The organism is Micromonospora sp. NPDC018662 (genome assembly GCF_044391475.1).
GTDB lineage: Bacteria > Actinomycetota > Actinomycetes > Mycobacteriales > Micromonosporaceae > Micromonospora.
Genome location: NZ_JBISAC010000006.1, coordinates 109,903 through 129,951 on the forward strand (window position 1 = coordinate 109,903; position 20,049 = coordinate 129,951).

The following is a 20,049-nucleotide window of genomic DNA, read 5'->3' on the forward strand; positions in this document are numbered from 1 at the left end:
TCCGTCGCGTACGGGTGCCGCCGGCGTGTCGCGGCGTCGGGTGCGGGCATGATCGACCCGCAGGGCGGACCGACGCCGCTCATCATCCGGGCAACCGAGGCGCGGTTCAACCCATCGGCCGATGAATCGGGGGTGTCGGCCGGTCGCCAGGGGTGTCGTCCGGTCACCCGGCGTGTCGCCCCGCCGGTGACCGCCGCAGGGGTGGCCGGGCCGTCGGCGGCCCGGTTACCGTCGGGGCGCCGCCGCCGGCGGCGAATCGCGAGAGGGGCGCCCGTGCCGCTGCTGAGCTGGCTCGACCGGTCCACCGACGAGCGACCGGACGCGATCCGGGTCGACGACCGGGCGCTGTCCTGGGTGGAGCTGCGCCGGGCGGCCGCCGCGGTCGCCGACGACCTGCACGGGGTACGCCGGGTCGCGGTGCCCGCCACGTCGAGCCTGGAGACCGTGGTCGGCGTGGTCGGCGGGCTGCTGGCCGGCGCGGCGGTGGTGCCGGTGCCGCCGGACGCCGGGCCGGTGGAACGCGACCACGTGCTGCGCGACTCCGCCGCCGAGGTGCTGCTCGCGCCGCCCGGGACGCCGGCCGTCGACGGTCCCGCCGCGCCGCCGGTCCTGCCGGTGGACCTGACCCGCCGCTCCGACACCCGGCATCCCGAGCCCGACCCGGCGGCCACCGCGCTGATCCTCTACACCAGCGGCACCACGGGCGCGCCGAAGGGCGCGGTGCTGTCCCGCCGCGCGGTCGCCGCCTGCCTGGACGGGCTCGCCGACGCCTGGGCCTGGACGCCGGAGGACGTGCTGGCGCACGGCCTGCCGCTGTTCCACGTGCACGGGCTGGTGCTCGGCGTGCTCGGTCCGCTGCGCATCGGCGGCCGGCTGCACCACGTCGGCCGGCCCCGCCCCGACCGGTACGCGGCCGCCGCCGGCTCGCTCTACTTCGGCGTACCCACGATCTGGTCGCGGATCGCGGCGGAGCCGGCGGCGGCGCGGGCGCTGCGCGGCGCCCGGCTGCTGGTGTCGGGCAGCGCCGCGCTCCCCGAGCCGGTCTTCACCGCGCTCACCGAACTGACCGGCCACCGGCCGGTCGAGCGGTACGGGATGACCGAGACCCTGATCACGGTGAGCGCCCGGGCGGACGGGCCCCGGCGGCCGGGCACTGTCGGCGTGCCGCTGCCCGGCGTGCGCACCCGGGTGGTCGACGAGCGGGGCACGCCGCTGCCCGCCGACGGGGAGACCATGGGCGAGTTGCAGGTGCGCGGCGACACGCTCTTCGACGGCTACCTGAACCGGCCGGACGCCGACGCGGCCGCCCGCACCGGGGACGGTTGGTTCCGCACCGGTGACGTGGCGACGGTCGGCCCCGACGGCGCCCACCGGATCGTCGGCCGGGCCGCCACCGACCTGATCAAGAGCGGTGGGTACCGGATCGGCGCGGGCGAGGTGGAGGACGCGCTGCTGGCCCACCCCGGGGTCCGGGAGGCGGCGGTGGTCGGCACCCCACACCCCGACCTGGGCCAGCAGGTCACCGCGTACGTGGTCGGGGACGGGCTGGGCGAGGCCGAGCTGATCGACTTCGTGGCCCGGCAACTCTCCGTGCACAAGCGGCCCCGGCAGGTGCGGCTGGTCGACGCGTTGCCCCGCAACGCCATGGGCAAGGTGCAGAAGAGCCGGCTGACCTAGGGGGCGGGCACGGTGACGGCGGTGAGCACCAGCCCCCGGTCCACCAGGAACCGGCCGTCGAACGCGGTCAGCTCCGCGCCGCCGACCCGCGGGCCGGGCACCAGCAGCCGGGCGGTGAACGTGCCGGCCGGGTCGACCACGATGTCCGCCTCGGCGAAGTCCAGCCAGCGGCCGGTCAGCGGGAACCAGGTCTTGTAGACCGCCTCCTTGGCGCTGAACAGCAGCCGGTCCCAGCAGACCGCGGGGTGGGTGGCGCGCAACGCGGCGGTGCGGGTGCGTTCGGCCGGCAGCGCGACCGAGTCCAGCACCCCGTCGGGCAGCGGCGCGTGCGGCTCGGCGTCCACGCCGACGCTGCCGACCGTCCCGGCGCGGGCGAGGGCGGCACCCCGGTAGCCGTCACAGTGGGTCATGCTGCCGACGACGCCGGCCGGCCAGCCGGGCGCGCCCCGGACCCCGGGCAGGATCGCCGCCGGCGGCAGGCCCAGCCGGGCCAGCGCCCGCCGGGCGCAGTGCCGGACCGTGGTGAACTCCTGGCGGCGCTTCGCCACCGAGTTCGCGACGACGTGCTCCTCGGCCGGGTGCAGGCGCAGCCCGACCGGGTCGGTGAAGCACTCCTCCACCACCACGGCCGGCGGCAGGATCCGCTCGATCACGCCCCGGATGGTAGGGCGTGCCCGCCGGATCTGTCCGGCCCGCGGCCGGGGGTCAGGGGTCGGGTACGGGGGGCGGCCCGTGCCGGCGGATCAGCAGCGACTTGCGGACCCGCCCCTGCGCGCTGTGCGGCAACTCGTCGACGAAGTGCACCCGGCGGGGCCGGGCCGCCGCCGAGAGCAGCCGGCCGACGTGGTCGATGAGCGTCTGGGCGGTGAGCCCGGCCGCCGCGACGACGTACGCGACGACCTGCTCGCCGAGCGTGCGGTGCGGCGTGCCGACCACCGCCACCTCGTGCACTCCGGGATGGGTGAGCAGCACCTCCTCGACCTGCCGGGCGGGCACCGGTCGGCCGCCGCAGCACACCACGCCGGTGCCGGCCGGGCCGAGGATCCGGTGGCGGCCGGCCCGGTCCACGGTGGCCAGGTCGCCGGTGGGGTGCCAGTCGTCGGCCGGCGGCGGCGACCCGGGCCGGTCGGCGTACCCGCTGAACATCGTCGGGCTCCGGATGCTCAGCTCACCTACCGCGTCGCCGTCGGCGGCCACCGGCCGGCCGTCGTGGCCGAGCACCCGGGTCTGCACGCCGGGCAGCGGGGTGGCCGGGGCGCCGGCTGGACCGGTGAGCACGATCAGCGTCTCCGTGGTGCCGTACCCCTCCACCGGGTGGTGCGAGGTCAGCAACCGCAGCCGCTCCCCCACGGCGGGCGCCAGCGGGGCGTCGCCGGAGATCAGCATGCGGGCCCCGGACAGCGTCCGGGCCCGGGGCGCGTCCCGGGCGATGCGCGCCCACTGCCGGGGCAGCGCGAGGTAGATGGTGCCGGCCGGGCCGGCGGTGGCGTGCCGGTCGAGGTGGACGAAGCGGCTGCCCACCCGGAGCGCGCCGAGCAGGCCGACCACCAGCCCGTACGCCCGGAACAGCGGCGCGCCCTGGACGAGCACGTCCTCGGCGCTCCACCGCCAGGCGGCGGCGAGCAGGTCCAGGTCGGCCGCGATGGCCCGGTGCGAGATGCGGACGCCGCGGGAGGGCCCGCCGACACCGCCGGTGTAGAGGATCACCGCGTCGCTGGCCGGTAGCGGGTCCGGGTGCGTGGCGCAGGACCGTTCCCGCAGGTCCACCGGGACGATCGGCAGCGCCCCACCGGCGCCGGTGGGGCCGGCGGTGGTGGGGCCGAGCAGCACGTCGGCCCGGGACTCGCGCAGGATGCGGTGCCGCTCGCCCGCCTCGGCGTCGGGCGGCAGGGGCACCACCGGCACGCCGGCCTGGACGGCGCCGACGATCCCGACCATCGTCTCCAGGCTCGGCCCGGCCTCGACCGCTACCGCGCGGGCGCCCCGGATCCGGCCGGCGACCGCGTTCGCGCAGCCCAGCAGCGCCTCGGCGGAGAGCGTCCGGCCGGCGACCCGGAGCGCGTCGGAACGGTCCGCCCCGGACCCCCGCAGCCCGGGCAGGAGCGTCATCGAACCGGGGCCCGGTGTCTCGGCGGTGGTTGGCAGATCACGCGCGAACCCTTCACGTCCCGGGCGCGCGGCCCGTGGCCGATCTCCCCGTCGTGCGGCGGATTGTCATCCGCCGACCACGGCGGACAGTCCGAAATTAGGCGGCGGACCGGCGGCAGACAACCCCTACCCCCGGGCCGGACGCCCCGCCCGGCCGCCACGTCACCGGCCCGGAGCGGCAGGTGGGGGGTGGACGGTGGGCCCTGGATGAAAGTGATTCGCGTTGATCGTTCGGGCGACGGGAAGCGTCCCCGGGTGATGGTGGAATCGGGCCGCCGAATCGCGTACGACACGCCGAAACGCGATCCGGCGGACCCGGGCAATAGCGATTTCGATTTCATTCTTGCGCAGTTACCGGCGGGTCTACTTCCTTTCCCTTCGCCGTTCCCCGCGCCAGCGCGCCGCGAATTTCTTCTTTAACAACAAGTTGCGGCAAAGGGCTTCCAGACGGACCGAAACGGGCAAGTTGGGCGAGGGCTGAAAGTGTGGTGACTACCGCCGGGAATCGGCCGGCAACAGCCGGGACGACAATCGGCCGAAAGGGCCGGACGCCACGCACCGGGCGCATCGGCTGCGGCGGACGCCGGCACCGACGGCCCGCGCCCCGGGGGGGCCGACCCGTCGCCGGCGGTCGCGCCGCATCGGGCCGCTCCCCCTGCGGCAACAGGTGAACAGGGAGAACGCTCTCCCGCCCGCGGGCGGGAACCGCCGGCGACCGGGCCGCCGCACGGCCGGCCCGAGCCGGACCGGCCGACGGCCGGGCGCACCGGGCGTCAGCTCTCCCCGCGCATTAGCGGCAAGGGTGGAAAACGTTACCAACCGACCGATCGGGCCGTCCGCGTCACGGTCCGGAAGAGGCGGATGACTTTCCGCTGTCGGGACCGGCCCGGGCACCCCGCGGACCGCCGACGAGCCGATGCCATGTTTGCTCATCCTTTACATCCTTCGACTTGCCGCCCAATTGCCGGGCTGACATACTCCACTCCATGAATCGGGATCGATAGAGGCGGACCGCGTCGATCCGCCCCAAATTGCGGGACCGCAGGTGGTGAGGGTGGCGGATTTCGACGCACGAGACCAGGCGCGACGTTCGATGAAACGCCCACGTCGTACCATCGTTGTCGGTATTCGCCAATTGGAATGGGTCAAGGATTTGTGGGTCTCTGACTGCAACGGGTGTCACCGGAGACCACGGCGCGCGGCCCGCCCACGGACCGCGGTCGGGCGGAGGCCCGCCCGATGACGATGGCCGAACGGGACCCGCAGCTCGACGTCCTGACCGGTCGGCTCGCCGATCTGCTCCGCCCGGGCGCACCCTCCATCACTCCCGGCCCGATCACGCTGATCACCGGGCCGGTCGGCGCCGGCAAGACCACGCTCCTCCAGTCCTTCGCCCGACGGTGCGCCGAGGCCGGTGTCACATTCCTCGGCGCCAGCGCGTCACGCAGCGAACGCACCGTGCCGCTGGAGGTGATCCGGCAGCTCGTCCGACGGGCCACAGTGGACGACACCGACCGGGACCGCGTCGGCCGGCTGCTGGACCGGGCCGTGCTGCGCTGGGGCGAGACGGCCGACGAGGAGGCGCTCGCCCCGCTCACCGCCGCGATCGGTGGCGAGCTGCTGGAACTCGCCGCGCAGGCACCCGCCGTCGTCGCCGTCGACGACGTCCAGCACGCCGACGCGCCGTCGCTGCGGTGCCTCGACCACCTGGCCCGACGGGTCACCGGCCTGCCGGTGCTGATCGTGCTGACCGAGGCGCCGCGCACCCGGCCGTGGCACCCCACCGCGTACGCCGACCTGCTCCAGCCGGCCCGGCTGCACCGGGTCCGGCTCCCGCTGCTCTCCACGGACGGGACGTACCAGATCCTGGCCGACCGGCTGGGCGCGGCGGTGGCGCGGCGGATCGCCGACGAGGCGTACCGGATCAGCGGCGGCAATCCGCTGCTCGTGCACGCGCTGGCCGACGACCACCCGGCCGGCGCCGAGACGCCGACGCCCGGCGAGGCGTTCCGGGAGGCGGTGCTGAGCTGCCTCTACCGCTGCGAGCACCTGGTGCTGAAGACCGCCCGCGCGCTGGCGGTGATCGAGGAGCCGCTGCACGGCCCGCTCCTGCCCCACCTGGTCGACCTCCCCTCCGAGCTGAACCTGCACGCGGTCGACGCGGCCACCAGCGCCGGTCTCGTCGTCGCCGACGGGCTCCGGCACCCCGCCGTACGGCGGGCGGTGCTCGACGGCATGACAGTGGAGGAACGAGCCCGGCTGCACCGGGCCGCCGCCCACCTGCTGCACGACGACGGCGCCCCGCCGCCACGGATCGCTCCGCATCTGCTGGCCTGCGACGAGCTGACCGAGCCGTGGATGGCGCAGACCCTGCTCGACGCCGGCGAGCACGCGCTGGCCGACGGCGACGTGGACACCGGCCGTCGCTATCTGCGCCGCGCCAACCGGGACTGCGCCGACGAGTGCCTGCGGGCACGGATCCGCTCCGCCCTGGCCCGCGCCGAGTGGCGTCTGGACCCGCAGGGCGCGGTCCCCCACCTCCTCGGCGTCGCCACCGCCGTACGCGCCGGCCACCTGGGCACCCGGCAGGCCGCCGGGCCGATCCAGTATCTGCTCTGGCACGGCCAGATCGGCCGGGCCGTCGAACTCATCCACCATCTCGGCGAGCGCGCCGACGGCGTCGACGCGCGTTCGGCCGCCGACTTGATGATCATCAAGGGGTGGATGGCCACGCTCTATCCCGGGGTTCCGCTCGACGGGGCCGCCCCGGCCGGCACCACCCGGGACCCGCTCGCCCTGGCCCGGGTCAAGCACCGGCTGCGCGGCGTCCTCCTGCTCGACACCGTGTTGGGTCGCGGCGACCTCGGCGCGCTGGAAGACGCCGAACGTACCCTCGGGACGCTCGGGCTGGACGACGAGCCGAGCATGTGGAACGCGGTCTGTGCGGTGATCGCGATGATCTACGCCGACCGGCTCGACCTGGCCGGCGAGTGGTGCGACCGGCTGGACCGGATCGCCTCCGCCCGCCGGCACCGCACGCCGCGCGCGCTGCTCACCGCCGTCGCGGCCACCGTGGCGGGCCGGCGCGGCGACCTGCGCCGGGCGCGCGAACTCGCCGAGTCGGCACTCAACCGGTTGTCCCCGAAGGGATGGGGCGTCGTCATCGGCGCACCGCTGGCCATCCGACTGTGGACGCTGACCTGCCTCGAGGAGTGGGACGAGGCCGCGGCGTGCCTGCGGACGCCGGTGCCGCCGGCGCTGTTCGAGACCCCGTTCGGCCTGCACTACCTGCACGCCCGGGGCGTGCACGCCCTCGCCGCGGGCAGCCCCGAGGCGGCCCTGGCCGACTTCCAGCTGTGCGGGCAGCTGATGACCTCGTGGCGACTCGACCAGGCGCCACTGGTCCCCTGGCGTACCGAATCGGCCCGCGCGCTGCTGCGGCTGGGTCGCCGGCAGCAGGCCGAGAAGGTGATCCGGGAGGAGCTGGACCGGCTCCGCCCGGCCGACTTGCGCTACCGGGGCGCCGCACTGCGGGTGCTCGGCACCGTCCACGAGGGGCCCGAGCGGATCCGGCACCTGCGGTGCGCGGTCCGGCTGCTGCGCCAGTGCGGGGACCGGGTCGAGCTGGCGCGCGCCCTCGGCGATCTCGGCCAGGCCCAGCAGCAGGCCGGTGACCTGCGCCAGGCGCGTAGCACGGCCCGGGCCGCACGGGACCTCGCCGAGGAGTGCGGGCTCCCGGTGCTGCGGCCGACCGCGGCCGGCCGGGCCACCGCGACCGGCCGCGCCGCGTCCCCGGATCCGGGCGCCGACGCCGGGATCCTGCTCACCGGCCTCAACGACGCCGAGTCGCGGGTGGCCGCGCTGGCCGCGCAGGGGCACACCAACCGGGAGATCGCCGAGCGGATGTTCCTCACCGTCAGCGCCATCGAGCAGCGGCTGACCCGGATCTACCGCAAGCTCGACGTCAACTCGCGCAGCGAACTCGCCGCCCGGCTGCGGCTCGACCGCTGAGCCCCGCCGCCCGGCCATCCCGCACTCCCCCGACGGTCGACCACGGCTGGCCACTCGGTCCATGGTGACCTGCCGGGATGCGGCCTCCTCTCCTCGATCGGCCGTCACCTGCTGTCCATCGTGGCGAAACCCGTCCGTCATCCGGCCGGCCGACGCCCCCCCTTCCGGTCGACCACGCAACCCCTAACCCCCCGTCGGCACCGCAGGTTTACCGCCGAAACGGTGGGGTCCCGGGACCGTTGTCGCACGCCAGGGCCGATGCCAGACTCGCCTGGAGCCGGAACGTCAGTCCCACGACGCGTTCCGGTGGGGCGGATTCCAGGGTCCACCCGGCCGGCGACCCGGTGCGCTTCACCCCTGTTTTCGCGTCTGCGACGGGTGTGGGGAAGGGGTTGCCGACGACACCGGGCGGAGCGGCGTGCCGGCGGCGGTGACCCCGTCGCGGCGCCGCCGACGAGAAGGGCTGACGAAACACGTGCTGGTACAGCGAGAGGAACAGCTCACCCTGCTGCGCGAGACCTTCCAGAACTGCGAACGGCAGCGGAAGGGACACGTCTCACTCGTCACCGGCGCGGTGGGCAGCGGCAAGACGAGCGTGCTGGAGTCGTTCGGTGACTGGGCGGCCTCCGCCGGCGGCCGGGTGCTCAGCGCGACCGCGTCGCGGGCCGAACGCGGACTGCACCTGGGGGTGCTGGGTCAGCTCCTGCAGGGGGCGCGGCTCGACCCCGAGACAGGGGTACGGGTGGAGCGCCTGCTGCGCCACACCCCGACGGCCCCGCCGGAACCCGGTCGCGACGGCAGCGACGACCCCGCCGACGACCAGGTCTGGGCGCCGGTGCTGCACGGCCTGTTCAGCACGCTGCTCGAGCTGGCCGAGTCGGCGCCGCTCGTGCTGACCGTCGACGACGTGCACCACGCCGATCCGGCGTCGCTGCACTGCCTGCTCTACGTCGCCCGCCGACTGCGGCACACCCCGATCATGGTGGTGCTGGCCGAGGCCCGCACGCTGCGCCCGTCGCACCCGCACTTCCGGGCCGAACTGTTCAGCCAGCCCCACTTCACCCGGATCACCCTGCCGCCGCTGACCGTCGAGGCCATCGCCCGGCTGGTCGACGACGACGTCGAGCCGGCGGCCCGCGAGGCGGCCGAACGCTGCCTGCGGATGACCGGCGGCAACCCGCTGCTCACCCGGGCGCTCATCGAGGAACGGCCCCGGCCGGCGACGGACGAGGAACCGGCCGCCGACGCCGCCCTCGGCGACGCGTTCGACCAGGCGGTGCTCGGTTGCCTCTACCGGCACGAGCCGGGCGTACGCCGGGTGGCGCAGGCGATGGCGGTGCTGGACCGGCCGGGCGGCCCGGCGGACCTGCTCGGCCACCTGCTCGACGTGGTGCCGGAGTCGGTCACCCCGATGGTCCGGATGCTGCGCACCACCGGCCTGCTCGACCAGGACCGGCTGCGACACCCCCGGATCCGGCGGTCCATCCTGGCCGACATGTCCGTCGACGAGCGACGCGGCCTGCACCAGCGCGCCGCCGAGGTGCTGCACGAACACGGCGTCGAGCCCGGCGACGTGGCCGAGCACCTGGTCGCCGCCGGCTGGGCGGAAGCCGGGTGGACCGTGCCGGTGCTGCACGACGCCGCCGCCCAGGCGCTCGCCGCCGGCCGGCCCGACGTGGCCGCCGGCTGCCTGCGCCTGGTCGGCCGCGCCGAGGTGGACGACGAGCAACGCGTCGCCATCACCGCCATGCAGGTCAGCGCCCGCTGGCAGATCAACCCGCTGGCCGTCAACGGCCAGCTCGACCAGCTCGTCGACACCGCCCGGGCGGGCGGCTGGCCGGCCGACGCCGCCCTGTCCGCCGTGCCGTACCTGCTGTGGCAGGGACGGGACGAGGAAGCCGACGAGGCGCTCGCCGGCTGCGCCGGGGACGACGAGCAGGCCCACGCCACTACGGCCGGCCGCCGGCGGACGATGCACCTGCTGCTGGGGCTCTCCCACCCGGACCACCTGGCCGCCGTACGCGAGGCGGCGGGCACGCCGCGGACCGCGCTGCTGGCCGGCGGCTCCTCTCCCGCGCAGGCGCTGAGCCTCGTCGGCGCGGCGCTCACCCCGACCGGCGACCACGACCCGGTGGCCGGCGCCGAACAACTGCTGCACCGCCACCACTCCGACGACGGCATGCTCCCGCTGCTGGCCGCGCCGCTGCTGGCGCTGCTCTGGGCCGGCCGCGCCGACCGGGTGGCCGCCTGGACGACGGCGCTGCTGGACCGGCCGGCGGTGCGGCACGCCCCGCTCTGGCGGGCGGTGCTGCGGGCGCTGCGCGCCGAGGCGGCGCTGCGCCTGGGCGACCTGACCGTGGCCGACCAGCAGGCCCGGGCCGCGCTCGACGACCTGCCGGTGGCCGCCTGGGGAGTCGCCGCGGCGGGTCCGCTGGCCACGCTGATCGCCTGCGCCACCGAGTCCGGACGGCACGCCGAGGCGGACCGCTGGCTGGCGCAGAGCGTGCCGGCCGGCGCGTTCCGCACGCCGCTCGGCCTGCACTACCTGGCCGCCCGGGCGCGCCACCACCTGGCGCTCGGCCGGGCTCACGCGGCCACCACCGACCTGCGCCGGTGCGGCGAACTCATGCGCGCCTGGGGCGTGGACGTCGCCGGGCTGGTGCCCTGGCGGCTGGAACTGGCCCGGGTGCAGCTCGCGGTGGGCAACAAGGCGCATGCCACCCAACTGCTGCAGGAGCAGCTGCGGGCGCCGCACGGGGTGGACGACCGCACCCGGGGCCGGGCGCTGCGGCTGCTCGCCGGCACCACCGCGCCGGACCACCGGCGCAAGCTGCTCTCCGAGGCGGTGAACCTGTTGCAGGGCTGCGGCGACCGGCTGGAGCTGGTCCGGGCGCTCGGCGACACCGGGCAGACGCTGCAACGGGCGGGCGACTCGGCGCAGGCCCGGCTGCTGGTCCGCCGGGCGTACCAGCTGGCCCAGGACTGCGGCGCGTCGGTGCTGGCCCAGCGGCTGGTCCGGCGCGAACCGGGCAGCGTGCCGGCGGGCCCGCCGGCCGAGGCGCCGGAGCCGGAGGACGGGCTCAGCGAGGCCGAACGCCGGGTGGCGGCGCTCGCCGCGCAGGGCCACACCAACCGGCAGATCTCCAGCAAGCTGTTCATCACGGTGAGCACGGTGGAGCAGCACCTGACCCGGGTCTACCGCAAGCTCGACGTCAAGCGCCGCTCCGACCTGCCAGCCCGGCTGGTGGCCTTCGCCGAGCCGCTGGGCGAGGAGATCCAGCCCGCCGCGTCCTGACCGCCCACGTGTAAGGCGGGGGCCCTTGTTAACACCGGGTGTTAACAAGGGCCCCCGCCTCTACCGAAAGCGTTAAGAAGGGCCCCCGCCTTCTAGCTCAGCACGAGGTCGGCGGCGGCTGTCACGCCGCCGGCGCGGCGCAGGCAGTCGCGCCAACGGGTGGCGCGGTCGCGGAACGACGGCTCGGCCAGCAGCCGGCGCAGCTTGCCGACGACGTCGTCGACGTCGAGCGGGTCCTCGTGCTCGACCGCCAGCGCCACGCCGGCGTCGACCACCCGCACCGCGCCGTCGTAGCAGTCGAACCAGAACGGCATCACCAGCTGCGGCACCCCGAACCAGGCCGCCTCGTGGATCGCGTTCGCGGCGGCGTGGTTGAAGAAGACCCGGACGTGCGGGTGCGCCAGCACCTCCACCTGCGACGGCAGCCACGACTCGACGCGCAGGTTCGCCGGCAGCTCGTCGGCCGGCGGGAGCAACCCGTGCCGGGCGGCGGGCAGCTTCCACAGCACCTGGTGCTCCGGCCCGAGCCGGGCGGCCACCTCGACCAGCGCGGCCACCTGCGCGGCGGTCGGGCGCATGATGGTGCCGAAGCCGACGTAGACCACCGACTCGTGGGCGTCCAGCCAGGCGCGCAGCTCGGCGCCGTCCGGGCTCGGCACGATCTCCCGGGGCACCATCGAGCCCACCATGCGCAGCTTCGCCGGCGCGGTGTCGAACGGGTACTCCAGCCCGAACACGGTGTAGGCGAGCAGCGCCTCGGCCGCCTCGGCGTACTGCGAGGGGCGCAGCTCGACGTTGCTGATGCCGGCGTCCGCGCGCCGCGCGGCGGCGGCGGTGCTGCGGGCGAGCCGCTCCGGCTCGGTCAGCGTGGCCACCAGCGCGGCCCGGTAGCGGTCGTTCGCCGCCCGCTGGCTGGGGTTCATCGCCAGCGGCAGCCCGGACAACGACATCGGGTACGCCGGCGGCAGGCTGTCCTGGAGGAAGTTCGACGGCGGCACCGTGACGCTGATGACGAACGGCACCCCGCGGGTGATGGCCGCGTCCATCCCGAACGAGGCGAACGAGTCCACCACCGCCCGCGCCGGACGCACCTCGTCGATGACCGCCAGGCACCGCTCGTACAGCTCGTGCAGGTGGTCGAAGTCGGTGGAGGCGTCCACGTAGCTGGCGAAGTTCACCACCCGGGAGCCGGTGGACATCCGGCGGTGCGTCTCGTCGTCCCAGTGCTCCGGGCGGACCTCCACCCGGGGCGGGCCGAGCGAGACGAAGCGCAGGTCGCCGTCGCCGGGCAGCGCCTCGATCTCGGCCCGCCGCTCGTCCGTGCAGGCGAACCGGACCGGTCGGGCGGCCCGGCGCTTCAGCTCGCCGGCCAGCGTGAGCAGCGGGTTGAACAGCCCCGCGCTGCCGGAGCTGACCAGCAGCAGCGGTCCGTCGTCGGGGGTCATCGCGGCCGGCCCCTAGTCCATCGCCCGGCGCATGAAGCCGCGGATGCCGACGGCGGTGAAGACCACGAACACCCCGGCGAGCACGACCAGATCCAGCCAGAGCGGCACCGACTCGACGCCGGGCGGGGCGACCAGCGAACGGGTCCCCTCGCTGACGTAGGTGAGCGGGTTGATCGCGCAGACGACCTGGAACCAGGGCAGCGAGTCCAGCGCCCGCAGCGGGAACTGGGTGGCGCCGGTGAACATCAGCGGCGTCAGCGTGACCGTGAACATGATCTGGATGCGCTGCGGCGGGACCAGCGTGCCGAACGTCAGGCCCATGGCGGCGCCGACCAGCGCGCCGGCCGCCAGCACGCCGATCACCGGCAGCAGCGTGGACAGCGGCCAGGTGACGCCGAGGATCAGCATGCCGACCGGGATGAGCACCAGGCCGGCGACCAGGCCGCGGATCGCCCCGAAGACGATCTTCTCGAACGCGACCAGCGGGATCGCCATCGGCGACAGCAGCCGGTCCTCGATCTCCCGGGTGAAGGAGAAGTCCATCACCATCGGCAGCGCGGTGTTCTCCAGCCCGATCAGGAACGCGTTGAGCGCGATGACGCCGGGCAGCAGCACGTTGGCGAAGTCGTCGGAGGCGTACCCGAGGTCCTTGAGCACCTTGCCGAAAATCAGCAGCATGAACAGCGGCTGGAGGAACACCTGGGCGAGGAACGCGCCCACCTCGCGGCTGGTGACGAACATGTCGCGCCACAGCACCGCCCGGAACGTGGTGAGCTGGTCGCGCAGGCGTACCGGCGGGGGTGCGGTGACGGCCGGCGGCGCCGGCGCGGCGGGGGCGGTGACGGTCACCGAAGTTCCCTTCCGGTCAGGTGGATGAACACGTCCTCCAGGCTGGGCTGGCCGACGCTGAGGTCACGGACCTCGCAGCCGAGGTCGGTGAGGACCTTCAACGCCATCGGCACGGCGTTGGCCGGCGCGCCGGCGGTGTAGACCCGGAACGACAGCGGCGCGTCCGGGTCCTCCGGCGTCGGCATCGGCGGCATGCCGGGGAACATCGGCATCTCCATCCCACCGGCGCGCAGCCGCTCGACCCGCTCCACGTCGGGGATGTCGCCGAGCGCGGACTGCACCGCCTCGACCGGGGCGCCGGGCGCGACCACCAGGGTCAGCGTGCTGCTGCCGGGCAGCGTCCGGGTCAGCGCGGCCGGCGTGTCCAGGGTGAGCAGCTTGCCGTGGTCGACGATGCCGACCCGGTCGCAGAGTTTCTCCGCCTCCTCCATGTCGTGCGTGGTCACCACGACGGTGACCCCGGACCGCTTCAGGTCGGCGATCCGCTCGTGCACGAACAGCCGGGACTGCGGGTCGAGGCCGGCGGACGGCTCGTCGAGGAAGAGCACCCGGGGGGCGTGCATCAACGCCCGGGCGATCATGGTGCGCTGGGCCAGGCCGCCGGAGAGGAAGTCGGTGCGGGCCTTCGCGAAGTCCTTCAGACCCATCTGTTCGAGCAGCTCGTCGGCCCGCCGGGAACGGCGGGACCGGGACACCCGGTGGTACGCGGAGTGGAACAGCAGGTTCTGCCGGACGGTCAGCGACCGGTCCAGGTTGACCCGCTGCGGCACCACCGCGAGCAGTTGCCGGGCCACGGCCGGCGCGCGGGACACGTCCGCGCCGCAGACCACGGCACGGCCGGCGGTGGCCCGTACCCGGGTCGTCAGCACCCCGATCGTCGTGGTCTTGCCCGCGCCGTTCGGCCCGAGCAGACCGAAGACCTCGCCCGCGGCGACCGAGAAACTCAGTCCGTCCACCGCCGGCGGCATGTCGGGCCGGTATTTCTTGACCAGCCCGTCGACCACCACTGCCTCGTCCACGTCGTCATGCTCCCGTCCTGGTTCCTGGTAAGACAGTTGTCCGCCACCGCGATAGGGGGCGCTAGGGGCAGCCAAGGGGCGGCCTCACAGCCCTTGCTCCGCGAGCCATCCGTCGACGGTGACGCCGAGCTCCGGGCCACGTTCGCCGACCATGGTGAAGTGGTCGCCGGCCGCGTCCCGCGTCTCGTGCGGGTACGGCCACACCGACCGCCACCCGCCGGGTTCCCCGGTCCACTCCCCCAGCGGCTCGCTGGCGCGTACGAGCAGCGTCGGCGCGGCCATCGGCACGGGGTGCCAGTCGAGGAACAGCGGCAGGTAGCCGGCCCACGCGGTGGCGCGGTGGTCGTCCATCGGGGTGTACGCGCTGTCCCGCTCGACCATCCCGTCGAGCAGTTGCGAGGTCCAGCCGCCCAGCACCTCGCTGCCGGGCGGGTAGGTGTCCATCAGCACCACCGCGGCCGGTGGCCGGCCCTGCCGGTCCAGCTCGGCGGCGAGCAGGTTGGCCACCATGGCGCCGCCGGAGTGGCCGGCCAGCACGAAGCCGCCGGACCCGACCGCGCGCAGCACCGTGTCCGCGTGCACCCGCAGCAGCGCGTCGAGGTCGGCGGGCAACTCCTCGCCGACGCCGAAGCCGGGGTTGGGCAGCGCCCACACGTTCCGCCGGCCGCGCAGTCCGGCGGCGACCCGGGCGTACTCGTGGGCGCCGGAGAGCAGCGACATGGTGCAGCAGCAGACCACCGGCGTGGCGGGCCCGTCGGCGAGCCGCATGACACCGGCCGGCCGGGTGAGGTCCGCCGGGCTGGTGAAGCTGGGCCGGAACTGGGCCAGCTTCACCAGCAGCTCGGCGTAGCCGGCCGCGTCGGCGCGCGCCTTGGGCTGCCGGAACAGTCCGCCGAGCAGGCCGCCCGCGCCGTCCGGTGAGCCCGCGTCGGCGGGCGCGTCGGCGGCCGGCCCGCCGAGGATCGCGCCGAGCAGGTGCCCGGCCAGCGCGACCGGGGTGGGGTGGTCGAAGAGCAGGGTGGCGGACAGCTCGGCGCCGGTCTCCTGCCGCAGCGCGTCGCGCAGCTCCAGCGCGGTGAGCGAGTCGAAGCCCAGTTCCAGGAAGTCCCGGTCCGGCTCGACAGCGCCCGGGCCGGCGTGCCCGAGGACGGTGGCCGCCTGCGCCCGGACCAGGTCCAGCAGGATCCGTTGCCGGTCGCCGGCGGGTACGGCGGCCAGCCGGTCCCGCAGCGCGGTCGCCGGGTCGGAGCCGGTTCCGGCGGCCGGGCCGGCGGCGTCGGCCACGGCGGCGTCGGGCACGCCGCGCAGCAGCGGGGCCGGGCGGACCGCGGTGAACGCGGGCACGAACGCCGGCCAGTCGACGTCCGCGACGGCGATCTCGTCGCCGCCGTCGGCGACGACCCGGTCCAGCGCGTCGAGGGCGACGCCCGGGTCCAGTGGGCGGATGCCCCGGCGACGGAGCTGCTCCGGGTCGGTGGCCTCGCCGTGCCACGGCGCCCACGCCAGCACGGTGGCCGGCCGGCCGGTGGCACGGCGGCGGGCGGCGAGGGCGGCCAGGCCGGCGCCGGTCGCGGCGGTGACCGCGGCGCCGCCGCTGCCCCAGGTGGCGGCCGTGGAGACGAAGATCAGGAACTCGTCGACCGGGTGGTCGGCGCAGGCGGCGTCGAGCCGGGCCACCGCAGCGAGGTGCGCGCCGACGGCGCCGGCCAACCGGTCCGGGTCGGCCGCCGCGACCGGCTCGCCGGCCCCGCCGGCGTCGGCCACGTGCAGCACGGTACGCACCGGCGTGCCGGCCGCGGCCAGCCGCGCCAACGCGGCGGCCAGCGCGTCCATGTCGTCCACGACGGTCACCTCGACGCCGTGCACCGTGGTCCGCTCGAAGCCGTCCACTGTGGTCCGCTCGACGCCGTGCGCCCCGGTCGCCTCGATGGCGGTCCGCTCGACGCCGTCCGGGCCGGCCCGGTCGGTGCCGGCCGGCAGCGGCGGACCGGCCAGCAGCAGGTGGGTCGCGCCCGCCTCGGCGAGCCGGCGCAGCAGGTGCGGGCGGCGGACCGGGGCGTCACCGTGCACCAGCACCGCGCCACCCGGCCGCCACGGCTGGGCGGCGCCGGCCGGCGAGCGTTCCAGGCGGCGGGCGCGCAGGCCGCCGGCGCGGACCGCGAGCTGGTCCTCGACACCGCCCCCGGCCACCACGCGGGCGAGCCGGGCGACGTCGGGGCCGGCCGGTTCGGCGGGCAGGTCCAGCAGGCCGCCCCAGAGCCGGGGGTGTTCCAGCGCCAGCACCCGGCCGAGTCCCCAGACGGTGGCGACCGTCGGGTCGGGCGCCGGATCGTCGGCGTCCACGGCGACCGCGCCCCGGGTGACGCACCACAGCGGCGCGGTCACCCCGGCGTCGGTGAGCGCCCGCACCAGCGCGACGGTGCCGGCGAGGGCGTGCGCCCCGGCGGGCAGCAGCGAGACCACCCGGACCGGGGTGAGCGTGTCGAGGTGCTCGCGCAGCGCGGCGCCCGGGTCGACGCCGGACGGCACCGGCACCGGGTCCAGGCCCTCGACGCGTACCGCGTCGGCGACGGTGTCGAGCAGGTCGCCGGGTGGGCCCACGATCAGGCACGGCCCGGTGGGCGCGACGCCGGTCGGCGGGTCGACCGGGGTCCAGCCGGTCCGGTAGCGCAGTCCGTCCAGGGTGGCCGCCCGGCGGCGGCGGTCCCGGTAGCCGGTCAGCGCCGGCAGCAGGTCGCCGAGCGGGCCGGCCGCGTCGTCGTCGAGGCCGAGCAGGTCGGCGAGCGCGGCCGGGTCGCCGCCCTCGGCGGTGGACCAGAACTCGCCGTCGGCCGGGTCGACGGGGCGCGGGGTCAGGTCGAGCCGGATCGGGTCGGGCCAGAACCGCTCGTGCGCGAACGCGTACGTGGGCAGGTCGACCCGGGTCGCGTCGGTGCCGGCGAACAGCGCGGGCCAGCGTACGCCGGCGCCGCGCAGGTCCACGGCGGCGAGCGCGGCGAGCAGGCCGGCCGGTTCGGACAGCTCACGCCGGGCGACCGGCACGAACGCGGCCGGTTCGGCGTCGGGCAGACACTCGCGGGCCAGCGCGGTCAGCGCGGCGTCCGGGCCCAGGTCCAGGAAGGTGCCGGTCCCGGCGGCGGCGAGCGTGGCCACCGCCGACGAGAACCGCACCGTGTCGCGGACGTGCTCGACCCAGTAGCCCGGGTCGGTGGCCTGCGCGTCGGTGAGCGGCTCGCCGGTGCGGTCGGAGACCAGCGGCACGTTCGGCGGCTGCCAGGTGAGCTTCTCGGCGACCACCCGGAACTCGGCCAGCATGTCGTCCATCCGGGCCGAGTGGAACGCGTGGCCGACCCGCAGCCGGCGGGTCCGGCGGCCCTGGGCGGCGAGCCGCTCGCCGGCGGCGAGCACCGCGTCCTCGTCGCCGGAGAGCACCACCGACTCGGGGCCGTTGACCGCCGCCAGCGCCACCCGCGCGTCGAGCAGCGGGGTCACCTCGGCGGCGGACGCGCGGACCGCGAGCATCGCGCCGCCGGCCGGCAGCGCCTGCATGAGCCGGGCCCGGGTGGCCACCAGCGTGGCCGCGTCGGGCAGCGACAGCACGCCGGCGACGTGCGCGGCGGCCAGCTCGCCGACGGAGTGGCCGAGCAGCTGCGCCGGGCGCAGGCCGAGCGCGGTGACCAGCCGGTACGCGGCGACCTGGTAGGCGAAGAGCGCGGGCTGGGTCCACTCGGTGCGGTCCAGCAGCGCCGCCTCCGGGGTGTCCGGCGCGGCGAACGCGACCTCGCGCAGCGGCCGGCTCAGGTGCCTGTCGAGTTCGGCGGCCGCCTCGTCGAACGCGGCGGCGAAGACCGGGAACCGGCGGTGCAGCTCGGCGCCCATGCCGGGTCGCTGGCCGCCCTGCCCGGGGAAGAGGACGGCGAGCTTGCCGGCGGTCCGGGCCACGCCGCGGACCACGCCGGGGAGGGGCCGGTCCTCGGCGACCGCGCGCAGCCCGGCGCGCAGCGCCGCCGGGTCGTCGCCGGTGACCGCGGCCCGGTGCGGCAGCGCGGCCCGCGTGGTGAGCAACGCGTATGCCACGTCGGCCGGGCGCAGGTCGGGGTGGGCGTCGAGGTGCTCCAGCAGCCGGCGGGCCTGCCCGGCGAGCGCCGGCCCGGAGCGCGCGGAGACCACCCAGGGCGCCGGCGGGGCCTGGCGGCCGGCCGGCGGGGTCGGCAGCTCCTCGGCCTGTTCGATCACGGCGTGGGCGTTGGTGCCGCTGACGCCGAACGCGGAGACGCCGGCCCGGCGTGGGCGGCCGGTCGCCGGCCACTGCCGCGCGCCGGTCAGCAGCTCCACCGCGCCGGCCGTCCAGTCGACGTGCGGGGTGGGCCGGTCGACGTGCAGCGTGGCCGGGAGCCGGCCGTGCCGCATGGCGAGCACCATCTTGATGATCCCGGCGACGCCGGCGGCGGCCTGGGTGTGGCCGATGTTCGACTTGACGGAGCCGAGCAGCAGCGGCGTGGACCGGTCCTGCCCATAGGTCGCCAGCAGCGCCTGCGCCTCGATCGGGTCGCCGAGCGTGGTGCCGGTGCCGTGCGCCTCCACCACGTCCACGTCGGCGGCGGTGAGCCCGGCGTTGGCCAGCGCGGCCCGGATCACCTTCCGCTGGGCGGGGCCGTTGGGGGCGGTGAGGCCGCTGCTGGCGCCGTCCTGGTTGACCGCGGTGCCGCGGACCACGGCGAGCACCGGGTGGCCGTGGCGGCGGGCGTCGGAGAGCCGTTCCACCAGCAGCATGCCGACGCCCTCGGACCAGCCGGTGCCGTCGGCGGCGGCGGCGAACGACTTGCACCGGCCGTCGGTGGACAGGCCGCGTTGCCGGGAGAACTCCACGAACACGGTCGGGGTGGCCATCACGGACACGCCGCCGGCCAGCGCCAGCGTGCACTCCCCCAGCCGTAGCGCCTGGCAGGCCAGGTGCAGCGCGACGAGCGACGACGAGCAGGCGGTGTCCACGGTGATCGCCGGGCCCTCCAGGCCCAGCGCGTACGCGATCCGGCCGCTGGCCACCGCCGCCGCGCTGCCGGTGCCGAGGTAGCCCTCGACGCCGCCGCCGACGCCGGTGAGCAGCGCCGCGTAGTCGCCCTGGCTGCTGGTGGCCGCGTAGACGCCGGTGGGCGCGCCGCGCAGCGTGGTGGGGTCGACGCCGGCGGACTCGAACGCCTCCCACGCGGTCTCCAGCAGCAGCCGCTGCTGCGGGTCCATCGCCAGGGCCTCGCGCGGGCTGATGCCGAAGAACGCCGGGTCGAAGTCGCCGGCGTCGGGCAGGAAGCCGCCGTCGCGGACGTAGGAGGTGCCCCGGCTGGCCGGGTCGGTGTCGTAGAGCGCGTCGAGGTCCCAGCCCCGGTCGGCGGGGAACGGCGCCATCGCGTCGCGGCCGGCGTCGACCAGCTCCCAGAGCTGCTCGGGCGAGCGCACGCCGCCGGGGAAGCGGCAGCTCATCCCGATGATCGCCACCGGCTCGGTGAGCCGGTCGGCGAGCTGCTGGTTCTGCTGCTTGAGTTTCTGGTTGTCCAGCAGCGACGCGCGTAGCGCGCCGACCACCTCGTCCAGCGAGACGCTCATCGGG

8 protein-coding genes and 1 pseudogene are annotated in these 20,049 nt (G+C 75.9%); 3 read left to right on the top strand and 6 right to left on the bottom strand.

What is annotated here, in order from left to right; genetic code table 11:
* The first annotated feature begins 273 nt into the window (after positions 1-273).
* Positions 274-1,677 carry an acyl-CoA synthetase gene (locus tag ACH495_RS19335; protein ID WP_396859112.1) on the top strand — a complete coding sequence of 468 codons (1,404 nt, stop codon included), beginning with the start codon at positions 274-276 and terminating at the stop codon, positions 1,675-1,677.
* On the opposite strand, the gene ACH495_RS19340 is transcribed toward ACH495_RS19335, so the two are convergent.
* Positions 1,674-2,330, bottom strand: coding sequence for a 4'-phosphopantetheinyl transferase (locus tag ACH495_RS19340; RefSeq protein ID WP_396859113.1), 657 nt, complete (start codon positions 2,328-2,330; stop codon positions 1,674-1,676). The two genes, ACH495_RS19335 and ACH495_RS19340, sit on opposite strands and share 4 nt — an antisense overlap.
* A gap of 52 nt (positions 2,331-2,382) precedes the next feature.
* Positions 2,383-3,786 (bottom strand): AMP-binding protein, encoded by a 1,404-nt coding sequence (locus ACH495_RS19345; RefSeq protein WP_396859114.1) that lies wholly within the window; start codon positions 3,784-3,786, stop codon positions 2,383-2,385.
* 1,278 nt (positions 3,787-5,064) lie between these two features.
* Between ACH495_RS19345 and ACH495_RS19350 the strand changes: the two genes are divergently transcribed.
* Both ACH495_RS19350 and ACH495_RS19355 read left to right on the top strand, forming a co-directional pair.
* Positions 5,065-7,836 (top strand): AAA family ATPase, encoded by a 2,772-nt coding sequence (locus ACH495_RS19350; protein WP_396859115.1) that lies wholly within the window; start codon positions 5,065-5,067, stop codon positions 7,834-7,836.
* A 475-nt stretch (positions 7,837-8,311) separates the two neighbouring features.
* Positions 8,312-11,131, top strand: a complete 2,820-nt coding sequence (locus ACH495_RS19355; RefSeq protein ID WP_396859116.1) for an AAA family ATPase — start codon at positions 8,312-8,314, stop codon at positions 11,129-11,131.
* 92 nt (positions 11,132-11,223) lie between these two features.
* Here ACH495_RS19355 and ACH495_RS19360 read toward each other — a convergent pair whose 3' ends face one another.
* From ACH495_RS19360 to ACH495_RS19375, 4 genes and pseudogenes are all read right to left on the bottom strand, one after another.
* Positions 11,224-12,576 carry a glycosyltransferase gene (locus ACH495_RS19360; protein WP_396859117.1) on the bottom strand — a complete coding sequence of 451 codons (1,353 nt, stop codon included), beginning with the start codon at positions 12,574-12,576 and terminating at the stop codon, positions 11,224-11,226.
* Positions 12,577-12,588: 12 nt separating this feature from the next.
* The gene (locus tag ACH495_RS19365; RefSeq protein WP_343447410.1) at positions 12,589-13,425 is read right to left on the bottom strand and encodes an ABC transporter permease; all 837 of its coding nucleotides are present in this window, start codon (positions 13,423-13,425) and stop codon (positions 12,589-12,591) included.
* Positions 13,422-14,444, bottom strand: a complete 1,023-nt coding sequence (locus tag ACH495_RS19370) for an ABC transporter ATP-binding protein (protein WP_396859118.1) — start codon at positions 14,442-14,444, stop codon at positions 13,422-13,424. The genes ACH495_RS19365 and ACH495_RS19370 overlap by 4 nt, the downstream gene beginning before the upstream one ends.
* An 84-nt stretch (positions 14,445-14,528) precedes the next feature.
* Positions 14,529-20,045: pseudogene (locus ACH495_RS19375) on the bottom strand (type I polyketide synthase); the annotation flags it as partial.
* Positions 20,046-20,049: the final 4 nt, after the last annotated feature.

Coding starts and splice junctions, on each gene's coding strand:
- ACH495_RS19360 (WP_396859117.1), bottom strand. CDS start 12,576: ATGACCCCCGACGACGGACCGCTGCTGCTGGTCAGCTCCGGCAGCGCG.
- ACH495_RS19350 (WP_396859115.1), top strand. CDS start 5,065: ATGACGATGGCCGAACGGGACCCGCAGCTCGACGTCCTGACCGGTCGG.
- ACH495_RS19345 (WP_396859114.1), bottom strand. CDS start 3,786: ATGACGCTCCTGCCCGGGCTGCGGGGGTCCGGGGCGGACCGTTCCGAC.